Raw genomic sequence first — 13,863 nt, forward strand, 5'->3', positions numbered from 1 at the left:
TTCCGACTGCGAGAGCTACGCGGCCAATTGGATCGTTCCGGTGGAGGTTACGGTCGTTCCCGAACCACAGACGTACGAGGAGGAATTCGTGATTTAATCACCCGCATGGGGCGGAATGGCGGCTTGGCGCAACTGCGACCCGCGTTATCACTGCGTCATGTCCGCTTTGCAGGGTTGCCTCAGCACCAGAGGCAAACACCCCGGTTGCCATCCCACAACCGACGCGAGGCATCACCCTTGCATCTGAAACCAAGGCAACGCTTGTCCTGAGGCTCCTGCAGCGAGAAGCCGGCGCAGCCCTCTCGGAGCTCATGGCTACCACGGGCTGGCAAGCACACTCGACCCGAGGCATTTTGTCCGGCACAGTGCAAAAAAGCTCGGCTTGAATCTGATCAGCGAAGTTACGGAAAATGGTATCCGGCGATATCGTATTGGCGATAAGACGGTGAACGATAGCGCACCCGAGCCGATCGAGCTACCTCCCTTCGGACCATTCAAAGGTGCCCAAACAGCTGAGCAACCCGTTACCGAGCCGGAGGCCTGATTATGGCTCGGTCGAGCATTGAGCAGAAAGTTGCTGCGGTCGGCGCCCTATCCCGGCCGGAGCTCGTCGACCTCTGGGTCAAAAAATACCGCTGCTTGCCCCCGTCCGGCGCGCGCCAACCACTATTAGTTCGATCTGCAGCTTGGCATCTGCAGGAAAAGCAGAACGGTGGTCTTTCGATGAACACTAAAAGGCTTATCAAAGCGACTTTGAAACGGATTGAAGCATCAACAAATGTCGGGGGCGTCGAGTTCATCAACGATCCTCCCGCAAAGGCGATTTAGCGCAACAAAGCAAATGCAAATGCCATCGATGACCATGCGGTTGGCGTGCGCGCCCAGCCCCTGCCTGGAGCCCGCCTGATCCGTGACTGGAATGGACACCGCTACGTGGTGGACGTGGTCGAGAACCGTTTTGTCATGGATGGCAAGCCCTACCGATCCTTGACGGCGATCGCCTTGAAGATTACCGGCGCGAAATGGTCCGGACCGAGGTTCTTTGGCCTATGAGCGAGTTCAAGAAACTCCGCTGTGCAGTCTATACCCGCAAATCCAGTGAAGAGGGCCTCGATCAGACCTTCAACTCGCTCGATGCACAACGGGAAGCCTGCGTGGCCTTTATCGCATCACAAGCAAGCCTCGGTTGGAAGCTTGTGCCCGAACCCTTTGATGATGGCGGCATTTCAGGCGGCACGCTTGAGCGGCTCGGTATCCAGCGCTTGCTCCAGCATATTCGCGACGGACGGATCGATGTGGTGGTTGTCTACAAGATCGATCGCCTCACCCGCTCGCTGATGGATTTTGCCAAGCTGATCGACGTGTTCGACGGACACTCAGTCTCCTTCGTCTCCGTCACCCAGCAGTTCAATACCACGACCTCAATGGGACGATTGACGCTGAATGTCCTTCTTTCTTTCGCCCAGTTCGAACGAGAGGTCACGGCAGAGTGCATCCGCGACAAAGTCGCCGCCTCTAAGAAGAAGGGGATCTGGATGGGCGGTGTCGTGCCTTTGGGCTATTGCGCTCAGGATCGCAAGCTTGTCATTGATGAGGATGGCGCCGTCACCGTGCGTCAAATTTTCAACGTTACCTGGAACTCGGTGCCGTTAAACCACTAATGCTGGAGCTGAACGAAGGGAGCGGTCGTTTGCCTGACGGAAGCGAGATCTTTGGCGCTTCGCTTCCTGCCTCTCCGCATAGCCGGGGCAAGATCTACCATGTGCTTTCCAATCCCATCTACATCGGCAAGATCCGTCACAAAGGCGAGTTGCACGATGGCGAGCTAAAGCCGATCGTTGACGCTGAGACGTACGAGGCCGTTCAGAGAATGCTTGCCAATAGCGCTGCCCAATCCCAAAGGCTCAATCATTCATTCGCGCCCCCCTCTGCTGACAGGGCGCCTCTTCGATGAGCAGGGCAATCGCCTCACACCCGTCCATACGCAAAACCACGGCAAGCGGTATCGTTACCATGTCACGGACACCCGGAAAGCCGACACCTACGATGCGGATGTCTGGCGCATCCCTGGATCGGTCATTGAACCGATTGTTGAAGCACAGCTCATTCAAGTCTTGAGGAATAGGGCGCAACTCGCGAAATGGATTCAAAAATATTGTCCTACCTCCAACCTGGCGCGAAGCCTTGAGAATGCCGCAGCGCTTGAGAGCCGCCTCTTGGCTGACAATCTCAGTGAAAGCAAAGCATCGATCATTCGGCGGATATTTATGCGTATCTCGCTGGCCACTAATAGCATCCACTTTGAGATCGACGTGCGCAGGCTGGTTGCGATTATCGCCAAGCATGGGCGCGGCATAGATATTCCGGCGGTCAATCAATCGGCAGAATCGGGCGGGAGGCAGCACGGGAAGCCCGCGATGAATCTGCAACCGCCACGATCTCGATCACCCTGCCCATCATTCTCAAGCGCCGAGGTGCGGAAGTACGGATCGTGGTTGAGGATGGCGCAACGCAAAACAAATCGTTGATCAAACTCTGATCGACGCCACCGCAAAAGCACATCTTGCCATGCAGAGGCTGACAGATGGATCAGGGAAATCCATCGCGCATATTGCCAGCGACTTCAGAATGGATGCATCAGATCTGAGCCGCATCCTTCCCCTCGCCTTTCTATCCCCCAAACTCACCGAGGCAATCCTGACAGGTCGGCAGCCGGCCGATCTGACGCTCCGCAAGCTCACGCGAGGTGTCGAAGTTCCCATCGAATGGGTCAAGCAGGATGAACTTCTGAGGGGCTAAAACACTTATTTTTACACCAAAAAAACCACGCCGGCACATTGCCGGCGGCTTTCGTTTCTGATCCGCTGCGGGCACACCTAGCACGCCATTCAAAAATGTCGAAAAGCGGCGGGTCGCAGAAGCCGGCCGACAGAGACTATCTCTGCTCTTCGGCGGATTTTTGGGAGAATTGGAGACGATTCTGGAAACTGTCCCAGCAGCATACCTTGCAAGTCTCGGAATAGTTTAAGTTATTCCAATAACTAGAAAATCAGCGTTTCTAGGAGGACTGTTTGGTGGAGCATGATGTGCTCACACCGACGACCTGTTGTTTTCAAGCCCTTGATTTGGCTGATGTTGCGAGACGCGGGTCGAATACATAACCCTTCACCTGCTGAAAACAACGGGTCGTGGAAATGGCCGAACGGAGACTACCTCTCGAAATTCGGGATAAAATCACGTTTTTGGAGAATTCGTACAAGCCGTTACGCACCAAAGGGCCGGCAACCCTTTGAATTCTCGGTAACTTATTGAGAGACAAGAGAATTCATGCACAAAGGCCAGACTGAATGGTGGGTGATGTAGGGTTCGAACCTACGACCCGCTGATTAAGAGTCAGCTGCTCTACCAACTGAGCTAATCACCCGCCGTGACCGCGCGTTTGCGACGCGTTTGATCGGCCGTATAAAGAAGAGTTTAAAGTCACCATTTTACTGGGGACTGAATGGTGGGTGATGTAGGGTTCGAACCTACGACCCGCTGATTAAGAGTCAGCTGCTCTACCAACTGAGCTAATCACCCGCCGTGACCCGCGTTGCTGCGCGTCTGATGGGCCGTATAAAGAGGAAGCTTCCCCTTGGCAACCCCCGCTCGGAGAAAACTTAAAAAAAACTGCAGTTTCCCCCGAGAGGGCAATTACCCTAGCGAAATCAAAGATAAAGTTTTCCCGAAGCAACCCGGACAGCTTCTCCACCGATGCGAGCACGGGAAATCTCGGCGCTTTCGACTTCGATATGCAGGTCGATATGCGAAGGGCGGCCCATCTCGACGCCCTGCTCGATCAACAGCGCGTGATGGCCGTCGGCGAGCGCATCGAAATGGCGGATTGCGCCGCTCATCGCAGCCACCGCGCCGCCCGTTGCCGGGTCTTCGGCAATGCCCATATCCGGAGCAAACATCCGCGCATGAAAGCTCGCGCGGTGATCGGCGCCGCCGCGGCAATAGACATAGGCGCTGAGGCTCTTGCCGACGCGCTTTTGCCACAAGCCGGCATCGAACGTCAGGGTACTGGCGATGCCCATGTCGCGCACCGGCACCATCAGGAAGGGTACGCCGGCGCTCCAGACCGACAGCGTATGATTCTCGAAACCGATATCGGCAGCGCTGATGCAGAGCGCATCGGCGACATTCTGTACATCGACATCAGCGGCGAGTTGCTCGGACTTGCGTGGCAGGTCGAATTCCGCGAATGACACCTGCCCGGGCGCAACGCGGACAAGACAACGGACTGGACCGACATTTTCCTCGAGCACGCTGACCACATCGAGTCCACGACTGGCATTTGACCGTTCCGCCAGCGCAATCGCCGTTCCGACGGTCGGATGGCCGGCAAAAGGCAATTCGCGGCCGGGCGTGAAGATGCGAATGCGGGCGGTATGGGCCGCATTTTCCGCCGGCTGCACGAACACCGTTTCCGACAGGTTGAATTCGCGCGCGATCGCCTGCATGGCATCGTCCGTCAGCCCCGCTCCGTCGAACACCACCGCTAGCGGATTGCCCGCAAGAGCCTTGCTGGTGAAAACATCGTAGATTGCATAGTCACGCGCCATGATTTCGTTCCCGTTACTCAATTGAACAGCCACCGCAGAATCGGCGGCATGAAGTAGGCATAGTCGTAGGCGGCAGGATCGGCATCGCGGATCGCCACCGCACCGGTGATTTCTGGTTGCGGGTCCGCCGCAACATGGGCCGCAATGATCTCCAGCATCGACGCAGCCGTTGCCGGGAACCGGAAAACCCGAAACACGCACACCGTGTTGAGAGCATGAAGCGCGTGATAGCCGGCGCCGGCCACCGCCGCTGCCAGATCGAGCCCGGTCTCCTCCAGAACCTCGCGCCGCATGTTGCCGTCAAGATCGCACAGGCCATCGACGACATCATGGCGATCCATTGAGCCCGCAGCGCAATAGACGCGCCCCGGATTGGCGGTATGCGCGCCCATGCGGATCGCAATCAGCGCGCCGTCCGAACTCATCACCACCGGCAAACCGAAAAGGTGATAGGCGTCTGGCCCTTGGCGCTGCTTTCGCCAATGCAGAAAGGCCGAGAACGGGATCATATGTGCCCTGCCCTCGAGCGCGCCGTTGCTGAAACTGAGCTGGCGCTGAAACACCATCTGCCCGTCATAGAGGTGCGGATTGGCGTCGATCTCGCGCGCCCAGTTCTCTGCAACTTCGGTACGGCGGGAGCAATGCCAGGGATGCTCGCCATCCAACACTGCCAGTCGAATGGCACCCGGTTCGAATATCACGCCCTCCGGCGGAAAGCCGGCTGCTTCGAGTGGAGTTAATTCAGTCATTGCAGATCGAGTTCCATGACGACCGGGCAATGGTCGGAGGCCTTCGGGCGGTCCCAACCCGTGCGCGGATAGCGCTCCACCTCCTGGCCCAGCGGAAAGACCGTCCTGAAGGGTTGGCCGCTACGGATGACTTCGGGAATGGCAGCTGGATTTAGCTTCGACAGAGCTCGCGACAACCAGATGTAATCGAGCTGGCACAGATGCCGCTCCAGCATTCCGCGCGCGTGGTAAAGCGTCCAGCGATCGTTTTCGGGTCGCCTCAGCATTGCGTTTTCCACAAAACCATCTGCCGAGAGGATATCGAGCGCGCTGACTTGCTCGCCTGCATGGGTAAAGGTAAACCCACTCCGCCGGGTGCCATCGATCATCAGTTTCTCCTGATAATCGTTCATGTCGCCGCAAATTACGAAATTCTTGTTCGCAGACGCATCCTTGCCGAACCGTTGTTCGATGATGCGCCGCACGGCCGTCAGTTCGGCGCGCCGGATCGCCATGGTGCCGTCGCGGCCGTCCACGCCTTCGCGATGCGTGCTCATGGACTTGAGATGCACGACATAGACTGTCAGCGGGCGACCGCCTATGCGCAGATCGAGTTCGAGGCAGTCTCGACGAAACACCCGGTCGTCGGGCTTTTCCGTCTCGGCAAGCTCCTCGTTGAACAGCCCAAGCTGCCTGTATGTCAGCTCCGAATGGCTGCGGACATCGACAAATTCGATCGGTTCGCCATCGGCCGTCTGGTCGCGCATCATGATGGCGACATCGATGCCGCGGGAATCGTTGCCCTCGATCAGGTACTTGTGCCGATATCCGGCTCCGATCATGCGGTAGAGATAGCCATATTCGAAAGCATTGAGCGCTTCGAGGCTCTCGACTTCCTGCAGGCAGAGGATATCGGCCTCCATGTCGGCGATCGCAAGCGCGGTCAGCTGACGGGTATCGTCGGTCGAGCCGATCATCCGCGCCTCTTCCAGCCGCTGATACTCCGCCTCGTTGTGAACAGCATAAAGGCGCATCACCCTGTCCTGCCGGACCTGATTGCGAAAACCGGTAAAATCAAAGCGGGTCAGCAGGTTTTCGATATTGAAGGTGCCGATGCGAACCGCCATGCCATTCTCCTCTGGGACTCATCCGAATCTATAGCATGCCGCAGTCTGGCGGTGAAATTGCCGGCGGCCATGACAAGTGGCCTGACTGTAAGTTGAACGCCAAACGCCGACTGCCGAAAACAGATTAAATCGGAGCGAAGCACCCAGAAATATACGCAAGTTCAGACAGTTGCGGTGAATCTCCTCTAAAATTCTCTGGACTCCAGAATATTGGGGAAAGATAGTTCGTCATTGGAAGGGAAACGCACCAATGCATAAGGGGACGACATGAATTCGCTTGGGAAATTACTTCTGGCAACATCGCTTGGGGCGGTATTGCTTTGCGAACCTGTGGCAGCGCTTGCGCAGGAGCTTTACGGCTCAATTGCCTACTCGCAACAGACCCGCGCCTATGGTTGGTCGATAGACAATGCTTCGCAGGCGGACGCCGAGAATTCCGCGATGAACGAATGCTACAAACGTGCGAGCGATTGCAAGGTCGCGATGTCGTTCCGCAATGCCTGCGGCGCGGTGGCGACAGGTGAAGACGGCGGCTGGGGCTCCGACTGGGGTCGCAATTACTCCGCCGCCCAGAACAAGGCCATGCACATCTGCGACGGCTATTCCTACAACTGCAAGGTCGTGGTGACGCAGTGCGTCACGGGCGCGCAGTAGGCCCGTAAAAAATACCATGGCCCTCCGGATTGCACCCGCGGGCTTCGCGGCGTGCAGTCCTATGCTGCGAGGGCCCAGTTTGTTCGTTCGTGCATGCACTTGAAGCCGGTGCGATACATATTCGCCAGCGATGGATTTGGGCCGTCCTGAATTCCTGTTTCGGTGAACACCCAGGCCTTTCCCAGCGATGCCGCATCGGCAATCCTACGCGCAATGAGTGCTCCCTGCGCGCCGTGCCTTCGCGCTTCAACAAGGGTCGCCGCAATTCCCAGCCAGCCGGCATCCTCGCCAATGTAGAGTGCAGCCCCACCGACTGCCCGCTTGCCATCGCGAGCGATATAGCAGCGCCAGCGGTCTCGGCCAGGCAGTGCTTCAAGCCACGGCTGGAACACGCCGGGCATCCCGAAACCGGCAAGCACCGTGCTGGCAAACTCCTTTGCCCTGTCTGCACCCGCCGGTTCGATCTGAAGGTCGGTCTCTACCTGTGGAACCTCATCCGTCATGCGACCCATCTTGGCCCAATTCGCAGGCAAGCGGGTAAAGCCCGCGTCCACCAGCCGTAGTTCGAATCCGCCCGGCATTGCGAATGGAGCCATCTGCAATTGTGCCACCGGCGCGGAATGGCTGCGCATATAGGCTGCTATTTTCGGCAACTCGCCAGCCTCGCCACGATGGTCGATACCGTAGCCGACCACGCGGTTGAACGTCACCAACGGAACATTCTTCGCACTGATGGAAAGCGCGCCGGCGATGGGACTGCAATCGGCGCCGAGCGCCTTGCCTGTCTCGGCGGGCATCGCGCTCATCATATCGGCGATGGCTTCCATTTCAATCGTCTCAGCCATGCAGGCTGCATCGGCCTTGCTCAACATTGCCAAGTCCTCCGAATTGCCTTACACCGTAAGGATAATCCACAGCCTCGCGATGTAAAGGAAATTTCGTCCTTCATGACGACGATGCCGAAAAAGCCGAAGCTGACACGCGAAACGATCGTCGAAGCTGCCATTGAGCTGATCGAGAGCGAAGGCCTGGACAGCCTGTCGACTCGCGCGCTCGGCAATCGGCTCGGGGTGCAGGCGATGTCGCTTTACCATCATGTCGAGAGCAAGGACGTCCTGCTCGATCTGATCACCGCCAGGCTGGCGACGATGATCGAGTTTGGCGACCATACGGGGAATTGGCGCTGCGAACTCGAGGCAGTCTCACGCAGCTATATCGACATTGCCAGGCGCTACCCCAGATCCTTCCCTCTGCTGGCGGCGCGCCGTTTCAATACGCCGGAGACCTTGCCGGTGCTCGAAAGGATCCTGTCGATATTCCGGCGCGCGGGCCTGCCACCGGCGGGAACCGCAGCGTCTTTTCGCATTTTGGGATATTACCTGAACGGCGCGGGCTTGACCGAAGGCGCGACGATAGAGGCCGAACGGCGAACCGATTTCCATCTCCAGGATTCCGGGTTCCTCGAAGGATTTCCAGTTTCCGGCGAGACGGTAGCGCATCTCGCCTTGCCAAATCTGTCCGGTATTTTCGAGAAGGGGTTGGAGGTGATCCTCGATTCGATCGAGGACGAGATAAGGCTTACCCGCGTGAACAGACCCCACTCCGTCTAGTGCAAAGCCCCAAATCCGAGATCCTGCCTCGGCAAGGTAAGACAGCGCCGCGCCTCGATTTCGAAGCGCGGCGCTGGTGGATCAGGCTGCTGCCAATTCAGATCGGATAAGGCTGCCAAGCCGAGAGATGCCCGTCTCGATCATCTCGTCGGATGCACAGGAGAAGCTCAGCCGCAGCGTATTCTGGCCACTGCCATCGGCATGGAAAGCCCTGCCGGGAACGAAGGCAACCTTGGCTTCGGCGATTGCCTTGGCCAACAATGCTGCGCCATCCATGCCCTTGGGCAGCGTCACCCAGACGAACATCCCGCCTTCGGGCTTTGTCCATTCGACACCGGCCGGCATCGACTTTTGCAGCGCCGCGAGCATCTGGTTGCGGCGATGGCTGTAGACCCGTTTGATCTTTTCGACCTGTTCGGCAAACACCCCGTCGGCGACCTTGCCTATTACCATCTGGTTAATGGTCGAGGAGTGCAGATCGGCCGCCTGCTTGATCAGCACCAGCTTGCGAACCACTTCCTCGTTGGCAACAACCCAGCCGACGCGCAGACCGGGTGCCAGCGTCTTGGAGAAGCTTCCGCAATAGAAGGTGCGGGTCTTGTTGATATCGCCGCCATGGCGGGCGATGTCGAGCGCCAGAATCGGCGGAACGGTTTCGCCGTCATAACGCAGCGCCTGATAGGCGGCGTCCTCTACAACAGGTATATCGAGCGTTTCAGCCAGGTCGAGCAGCCATTCGCGCTCGCCCTTGGTCATGGTTTCGCCAGTCGGATTGTGGAATTCGGCCACCGCATAGGCGAACTTCACCCGGCCGCCTGCCTTCTCCGCGGCGTCGACATAGGACGAAGCGGGGCGATTGCTCATCGGCAGCAGCTTGTCGTAGGTAGGCTCATAGGCGTTGAACGCGCCGAGTGCGCCCATATAGGTCGGCCATGTCACCAATGCGGTGTCGTTGGGCGACAAAAACAGCTTGCCGAGATAGTCCAACACCTGCTGGGAACCGGACGTGATGAACACGTTGGTCGCATTGCAGGGAATGCCGATCTTGGCCATTTCCTTGACGATCCAGTCGCGTAGCGGCTTGTAGCCTTCGCTGACGGAATATTGCAGCGCCGCGTCGCCCTGATCGCCCGCCAGCACCTCGCCATAGGCCTTGCTCACGGCTTCCTTGGGGAAAAGCGCGACATCGGGAATACCTCCCGCAAACGAAATAATATCCGGCTGCTCAAGCAGTTTCAGCAGTTCGCGAATTTCCGACGCCTTCATGCGCATCGCGCGCGAGGCAAAAACCTTTTCCCAATCCATGTGTATTTCCTCGTAATCTTCTTATAGCTTCGAATACACCGTGAAACGCATATTATGTCAATATTACTGACCTAATTAGACGGCGTGCGGTGATCACGATTTCTTTCATTTTACCGGCTGCGATCGTGCGTGCATGGACGTCATAGCAGAAAGCAATTGATACGGAGCCCCCTTGTGTACATGCACACCGGAAAACTTGTCTTCCTTCTCGCCCTTTTCGCTGCCTCCTCCACCGCCCAGGCAGGCTGCTACGACCTTTCCAAGGCCGAGCCGCGCCAGCTAGCGGGCTTGCTCAGCTATCGCATCTTTGCCGGACCCCCAAACTTCGAGGATGTCCAGAAAGGCGACACGCCCGAGCCGGGTTTCATTCTGAAACTCGCCACGCCGATCTGCCTGCAGGGCGACGAATTCGCTGATCCAGCCGCATCGTTCGATGAAGTCCAACTGGTCGAGACCGAGCAGACCGCCGGCACCCTGGCGAAATACAAACAGCAGAATATTGCGGTAACGCTCGAACGCGCGATGGCGGCCCACACCGGTCATCACCACCGGCCCTTGGTCGCCTGGGTCACCAGCATATCAGCGCCCGGGGACTCCGCTGAGGAATACGGCACGGCCGCGTCCACCATTCGCGCCTTCTACCTTGCGCTGGCGGCCGTCGATGGCGACACTGCGTCCAACTTTGTTGTCGCAGAAAAGCGCATCAGCGGCCCCTTTTCCGCTCATGCGCTGACTCGCTTCTACAGAAACCTTACAGAGCCGCTGCAACTGATCAACATCCAGCCATCCGGCAAAGACCAGTTCAAGGTCCGGTATACGTTCAAAAACGGGAATGCGCGTTGCGACGGCGAAGCTGCAGTGACCACCACAAAGCGCAAAGGGGTGGATTTCATCAACGGCATAAAGGCCCTCAATGGGTGCTGAGCGCAGTTGTCTTCAACCGAGCGACCAGTTCGTCGCCCAGCATTTTCTCGCAGTATTCGACCAGCAGCAGCTTGGCCTCTTCCAGCCAGATGTCTCTTTCCGCATGGCCGCGCCTTAGCCACAGGCCATCGATCATCGCGGCAAAGCCGCGGATGAAATGATCGGTTGGCTCGCGAGCCAACAGCGGCATCAACGCTGAGGCAACGTTCGATCGCAACCGGCTGTAATAGGGCCGTTGCAGGCGGGCGTAGCGCTCATTGTGCGAGGCTTCGGTGTAAAGCGACATCCACGCGCTGGCCGTGCTCTTATCGTAGCGGTGAGCCGGAAAGTTGCCGTCGATAATGGCGATCAACCGATCCCAACGCGTGGTCGCCTTCTTCATGTTGGCGACGACTTCCTCCATCAGCACGCGGTTGGCCAGCCGAACCATTTCGAAAAGAACTTCTTCCTTGTCTTTGAAATAGTAGGTTAAAATCCCCTGCGACATACCCGCCTCGTTGCAGATGCGGGTGGTCGTCAGCCCCTTCAGTCCCTCGCGCAGAAATATCCGATGCGCGGCATCGATCAGTTCAACACGGCGGATGTCTTCGATACGAGTCTTCTGTTTTTTAAGTCGTGCAACCATGCTTGCTTATTAGCGCAATAATTTTTTGTACGCTCTAACAATTTTTCATCTTGCCATACAAATAATGCTCGATAAGCTGCCCTCATAAACAAAAGGGGAAGCCAATGCGCAAATTCACCGCCGCCATGCTGATCGCAATCAACAGCGTGAGCCTGCCTTCCGTGGCGCTCGCCGCCGACAAGGAGGAATGTCAGGCCGTCCGGATGTCCGATCTCGGTTGGACCGATATCGCACTGACCAACACGACAGCAGAGATCATCCTGAAGGCTCTGGGCTACCAGCCGACTCAAACGCTTCTCGGCCTCAATGTCACCTATGACGCCCTCAAGCGCGGCGAAATGGATGTCTTTCTCGGCAATTGGCGGCCCGTGCAGGATATCGAATACAAGGCCTACTACGACGAAGGCTCGGTCGTCGCGCTCGGCAACAATCTCGAAGGCGCGAAATACACGCTCGCCGTGCCGAAATACGTCTCTGACGCCGGCGTAAAATCGTTCGCCGATCTCGCCGCCCACGGCGACAAGTTCGGCAAGACCATCTATGGCATCGAGCCCGGCTCCAACCTGCCGCTGGTGGAAATGCTGGCCGAGAAGCGCCACGGCCTCGATGGCGACTGGAAACTGGTGGAATCGAGCGAAGCGGCCATGCTGGCGCAGGTACGCCGCGCCATCTCCAGCAACGAGTGGATCGTCTTCCTCGGCTGGCAGCCGCACCCGATGAACATGTCGATGGAAATGACCTATCTGTCCGGCGGCGATCAGGAATTTGGACCCAACTTCGGCGGCGCAACCGTGCGCACCATCGTCCGCAAGGGCTATCCCCAAGACTGCCCGAACGTGTCGAAGTTCTTCACCAATCTGGCATTCGATATTGCTTATGAAAATGCCGGCATGGATCTCATCATGACCAAGGGTACCGAGGTTCCTGCAGCCGCCCGCGAGATGATGGCCGCTCACCCCGAAAAACTCGAAGCATGGCTCGCCGGTGTCACCACCCTTGACGGCAAGCCGGGCCTCGACGCCGTCAAGGCAGAACTTGGAATGAACCAGTGATCCTGCATACGTCCACAATGCGTGCCGCCGTGCTCACCGAGCACGGCAAGCCACTCCAGATCGCCGATGTGCCACGCCCCCGCCCGGGTCCCGGCCAGATTCTCGTGCGCCTGCAGGCCTGCGGCGTCTGCCATTCCGACGTTCACATCTGGAAGGGCGATGTCACCCCGCCTGATGTCCCCGCGCCGTTCGTGCTGGGCCATGAGGGCGTCGGCATCGTTGAAGGCGTCGGCAAAGGCGTCACCGAATGGCGGCAAGGCGATCTCGCCGGCGTTCCCTGGCTGCACGATACATGCTTCCACTGCGACGAATGCCTGGATGGCATGGAGTCCTTCTGCCAACACCAGCGGGCTCATGGATTGAATGTACCGGGTGCATTTGCCGAATATGTGATTGCCGATGCCCGCTTTGCCGTGCCTCTGCCATCCGGCATGGAACCGGTCGGCGCCGCACCCATCATGTGCGCTGGCGTAACCGCTTACGGCGCCATTCGTCGGGCAAGGCTGGAGGCCGGCGAGAGCTGCGTGATATTCGGTTGCGGCGGGCTTGGGCTCTATGCGGTCCAGATCGCCGCCCGACTGGGGGTCAAGGTCACCGCCGTCGATCGCGACCCGGCGAAACTCGCTCTGGCGCTCGAATATGGAGCTTCGCGCACGGAAGTTGCCGGCGAAGAACTTGCCAAGAGGTTCGCGAGCGAACATCCGAAGCACCACGCGGTGATCAACTTCGCGCCAACGACCGCGACCTGGGACGCGATGATAGCGGCCGTCCGGCCGCGTGGCCGTATCGTAGCGGCAGCTCTTGTCGCCGATCCGGTGCCCCTCAGTCAGGAATGGTTGACCGGAACGGGGGTGACGATAACAGGCACCAGCGTCGGCACCCGGCAGGAAATGGCCGAAGTGGTAGAGATGCATGCGGCCCAACCGCTGCTGAACGAGATCGAGGCCATCGATCTGGCCGGGGCCTCCGCAGCGCTCGCGGCGCTGGACCAGGGCCGTGCGAAAGGCAGATATGTGATAAAGTTCTGACCCGGTTATCGGGCTGGGCCGTCGCTGACAAAGCCCATGACGACAACTGTGAGAAACGCCGCAGCTATTGCGGCGTCGAACCAGCTGAGATGCTCGAGAAACGTCATCGTACCCCCCTCCAGACGATGCAACCTCCCCAGAAACCTAACACAACTTACCGCATTTTGTTCCATTGGCCAGACGAAATGGCTAAGGGACCTGCC

At 58.3% G+C, this 13,863-nt stretch carries 16 protein-coding genes, 2 tRNA genes and 1 pseudogene; 11 read left to right on the forward strand and 8 right to left on the reverse strand.

Annotated features, from left to right (window positions below):
- Nucleotides 1-230: 230 nt before the first annotated feature.
- The 6 genes and pseudogenes from JJB09_RS27165 to JJB09_RS20345 all read left to right on the forward strand — a co-directional run bounded on the left by JJB09_RS27165 (nt 231) and on the right by JJB09_RS20345 (nt 2,799).
- Nucleotides 231-386, forward strand: a complete 156-nt coding sequence (locus tag JJB09_RS27165; protein ID WP_425523750.1) for a DUF3489 domain-containing protein — start codon at nt 231-233, stop codon at nt 384-386.
- 160 nt (nt 387-546) lie between these two features.
- Nucleotides 547-1,053, forward strand: a pseudogene (locus JJB09_RS26745) (DUF2924 domain-containing protein).
- Nucleotides 1,050-1,661: a recombinase family protein gene (locus JJB09_RS20330; protein WP_246748833.1), complete on the forward strand. Its 612-nt coding sequence runs from the start codon at nt 1,050-1,052 to the stop codon at nt 1,659-1,661. Before JJB09_RS26745 ends, JJB09_RS20330 begins: the two are co-directional and overlap by 4 nt.
- Nucleotides 1,661-1,954: a recombinase family protein gene (locus tag JJB09_RS20335; protein ID WP_201662633.1), complete on the forward strand. Its 294-nt coding sequence runs from the start codon at nt 1,661-1,663 to the stop codon at nt 1,952-1,954. Before JJB09_RS20330 ends, JJB09_RS20335 begins: the two co-directional genes overlap by 1 nt.
- Entirely contained in the window at nt 1,875-2,528 is a 654-nt protein-coding gene (locus tag JJB09_RS20340) for a hypothetical protein (RefSeq protein WP_201662636.1), read from the forward strand. Before JJB09_RS20335 ends, JJB09_RS20340 begins: the two co-directional genes overlap by 80 nt.
- A gap of 100 nt (nt 2,529-2,628) precedes the next feature.
- Nucleotides 2,629-2,799, forward strand: coding sequence for a hypothetical protein (locus JJB09_RS20345; protein WP_201662639.1), 171 nt, complete (start codon nt 2,629-2,631; stop codon nt 2,797-2,799).
- 549 nt (nt 2,800-3,348) lie between these two features.
- Here JJB09_RS20345 and JJB09_RS20350 read toward each other — a convergent pair.
- The 5 genes from JJB09_RS20350 to JJB09_RS20370 form a co-directional block, all read right to left on the reverse strand.
- Nucleotides 3,349-3,424, reverse strand: a tRNA-Lys gene (locus JJB09_RS20350).
- 79 nt (nt 3,425-3,503) lie between these two features.
- Nucleotides 3,504-3,579 (reverse strand) — tRNA-Lys (locus JJB09_RS20355).
- Nucleotides 3,580-3,707: 128 nt separating this feature from the next.
- The gene (locus JJB09_RS20360) at nt 3,708-4,607 is read right to left on the reverse strand and encodes a PhzF family phenazine biosynthesis protein (RefSeq protein ID WP_201662641.1); all 900 of its coding nucleotides are present in this window, start codon (nt 4,605-4,607) and stop codon (nt 3,708-3,710) included.
- A 17-nt stretch (nt 4,608-4,624) separates the two neighbouring features.
- Nucleotides 4,625-5,356 carry an NUDIX hydrolase gene (locus JJB09_RS20365; protein ID WP_201662644.1) on the reverse strand — a complete coding sequence of 244 codons (732 nt, stop codon included), beginning with the start codon at nt 5,354-5,356 and terminating at the stop codon, nt 4,625-4,627.
- The gene (locus tag JJB09_RS20370) at nt 5,353-6,462 is read right to left on the reverse strand and encodes an endonuclease/exonuclease/phosphatase family protein (RefSeq protein WP_201662647.1); all 1,110 of its coding nucleotides are present in this window, start codon (nt 6,460-6,462) and stop codon (nt 5,353-5,355) included. Before JJB09_RS20370 ends, JJB09_RS20365 begins: the two co-directional genes overlap by 4 nt.
- Nucleotides 6,463-6,729: 267 nt before the next feature.
- Between JJB09_RS20370 and JJB09_RS20375 the strand changes: the two genes are divergently transcribed.
- Nucleotides 6,730-7,116, forward strand: a complete 387-nt coding sequence (locus JJB09_RS20375; RefSeq protein WP_201662650.1) for a DUF4189 domain-containing protein — start codon at nt 6,730-6,732, stop codon at nt 7,114-7,116.
- A gap of 59 nt (nt 7,117-7,175) precedes the next feature.
- Here the strand turns inward: JJB09_RS20375 and JJB09_RS20380 are convergent, their stop codons facing one another.
- The gene (locus JJB09_RS20380; RefSeq protein WP_201662652.1) at nt 7,176-7,988 is read right to left on the reverse strand and encodes a hypothetical protein; all 813 of its coding nucleotides are present in this window, start codon (nt 7,986-7,988) and stop codon (nt 7,176-7,178) included.
- A gap of 75 nt (nt 7,989-8,063) precedes the next feature.
- Here JJB09_RS20380 and JJB09_RS20385 point away from each other — a divergent pair, with 75 nt between their 5' ends.
- Nucleotides 8,064-8,726 (forward strand): TetR/AcrR family transcriptional regulator, encoded by a 663-nt coding sequence (locus tag JJB09_RS20385; RefSeq protein WP_201662655.1) that lies wholly within the window; start codon nt 8,064-8,066, stop codon nt 8,724-8,726.
- Nucleotides 8,727-8,807: 81 nt separating this feature from the next.
- On the opposite strand, the gene JJB09_RS20390 is transcribed toward JJB09_RS20385, so the two are convergent.
- Complete coding sequence (locus JJB09_RS20390; protein ID WP_201662658.1) at nt 8,808-10,031, reverse strand: aminotransferase-like domain-containing protein; 1,224 nt, start codon at nt 10,029-10,031, stop codon at nt 8,808-8,810.
- 174 nt (nt 10,032-10,205) lie between these two features.
- Between JJB09_RS20390 and JJB09_RS20395 the strand changes: the two genes are divergently transcribed.
- Nucleotides 10,206-10,955, forward strand: a complete 750-nt coding sequence (locus JJB09_RS20395; RefSeq protein ID WP_201662661.1) for a hypothetical protein — start codon at nt 10,206-10,208, stop codon at nt 10,953-10,955.
- Here JJB09_RS20395 and betI read toward each other — a convergent pair.
- Entirely contained in the window at nt 10,942-11,580 is a 639-nt protein-coding gene (betI, locus tag JJB09_RS20400) for a transcriptional regulator BetI (protein WP_201662663.1), read from the reverse strand. The genes JJB09_RS20395 and betI overlap by 14 nt on opposite strands.
- A gap of 104 nt (nt 11,581-11,684) precedes the next feature.
- Between betI and choX the strand changes: the two genes are divergently transcribed.
- Nucleotides 11,685-12,632, forward strand: a complete 948-nt coding sequence (gene choX / locus JJB09_RS20405; protein WP_201662666.1) for a choline ABC transporter substrate-binding protein — start codon at nt 11,685-11,687, stop codon at nt 12,630-12,632.
- Nucleotides 12,629-13,660, forward strand: coding sequence for an alcohol dehydrogenase catalytic domain-containing protein (locus JJB09_RS20410; RefSeq protein WP_343229063.1), 1,032 nt, complete (start codon nt 12,629-12,631; stop codon nt 13,658-13,660). Before choX ends, JJB09_RS20410 begins: the two co-directional genes overlap by 4 nt.
- Nucleotides 13,661-13,863 lie beyond the last annotated feature (203 nt).

The organism is Phytoamicus setariae, assembly GCF_016722925.1.
Lineage (GTDB): Bacteria > Pseudomonadota > Alphaproteobacteria > Rhizobiales > Rhizobiaceae > Rhizobium_E > Rhizobium_E setariae.

What these genes read in the sequence shown, in the direction of transcription:
- betI (WP_201662663.1), bottom strand. Translation starts at nt 11,580, where the DNA reads ATGGTTGCACGACTTAAAAAACAGAAGACTCGTATCGAAGACATCCGC.
- choX (WP_201662666.1), top strand. Translation starts at nt 11,685, where the DNA reads ATGCGCAAATTCACCGCCGCCATGCTGATCGCAATCAACAGCGTGAGC.
- JJB09_RS20345 (WP_201662639.1), top strand. Translation starts at nt 2,629, where the DNA reads ATGGATGCATCAGATCTGAGCCGCATCCTTCCCCTCGCCTTTCTATCC.
- JJB09_RS20360 (WP_201662641.1), bottom strand. Translation starts at nt 4,607, where the DNA reads ATGGCGCGTGACTATGCAATCTACGATGTTTTCACCAGCAAGGCTCTT.
- JJB09_RS20330 (WP_246748833.1), top strand. Translation starts at nt 1,050, where the DNA reads ATGAGCGAGTTCAAGAAACTCCGCTGTGCAGTCTATACCCGCAAATCC.
- JJB09_RS20365 (WP_201662644.1), bottom strand. Translation starts at nt 5,356, where the DNA reads ATGACTGAATTAACTCCACTCGAAGCAGCCGGCTTTCCGCCGGAGGGC.
- JJB09_RS20390 (WP_201662658.1), bottom strand. Translation starts at nt 10,031, where the DNA reads ATGGATTGGGAAAAGGTTTTTGCCTCGCGCGCGATGCGCATGAAGGCG.
- JJB09_RS20380 (WP_201662652.1), bottom strand. Translation starts at nt 7,988, where the DNA reads ATGTTGAGCAAGGCCGATGCAGCCTGCATGGCTGAGACGATTGAAATG.
- JJB09_RS20335 (WP_201662633.1), top strand. Translation starts at nt 1,661, where the DNA reads ATGCTGGAGCTGAACGAAGGGAGCGGTCGTTTGCCTGACGGAAGCGAG.
- JJB09_RS20375 (WP_201662650.1), top strand. Translation starts at nt 6,730, where the DNA reads ATGAATTCGCTTGGGAAATTACTTCTGGCAACATCGCTTGGGGCGGTA.
- JJB09_RS20385 (WP_201662655.1), top strand. Translation starts at nt 8,064, where the DNA reads ATGACGACGATGCCGAAAAAGCCGAAGCTGACACGCGAAACGATCGTC.
- JJB09_RS20370 (WP_201662647.1), bottom strand. Translation starts at nt 6,462, where the DNA reads ATGGCGGTTCGCATCGGCACCTTCAATATCGAAAACCTGCTGACCCGC.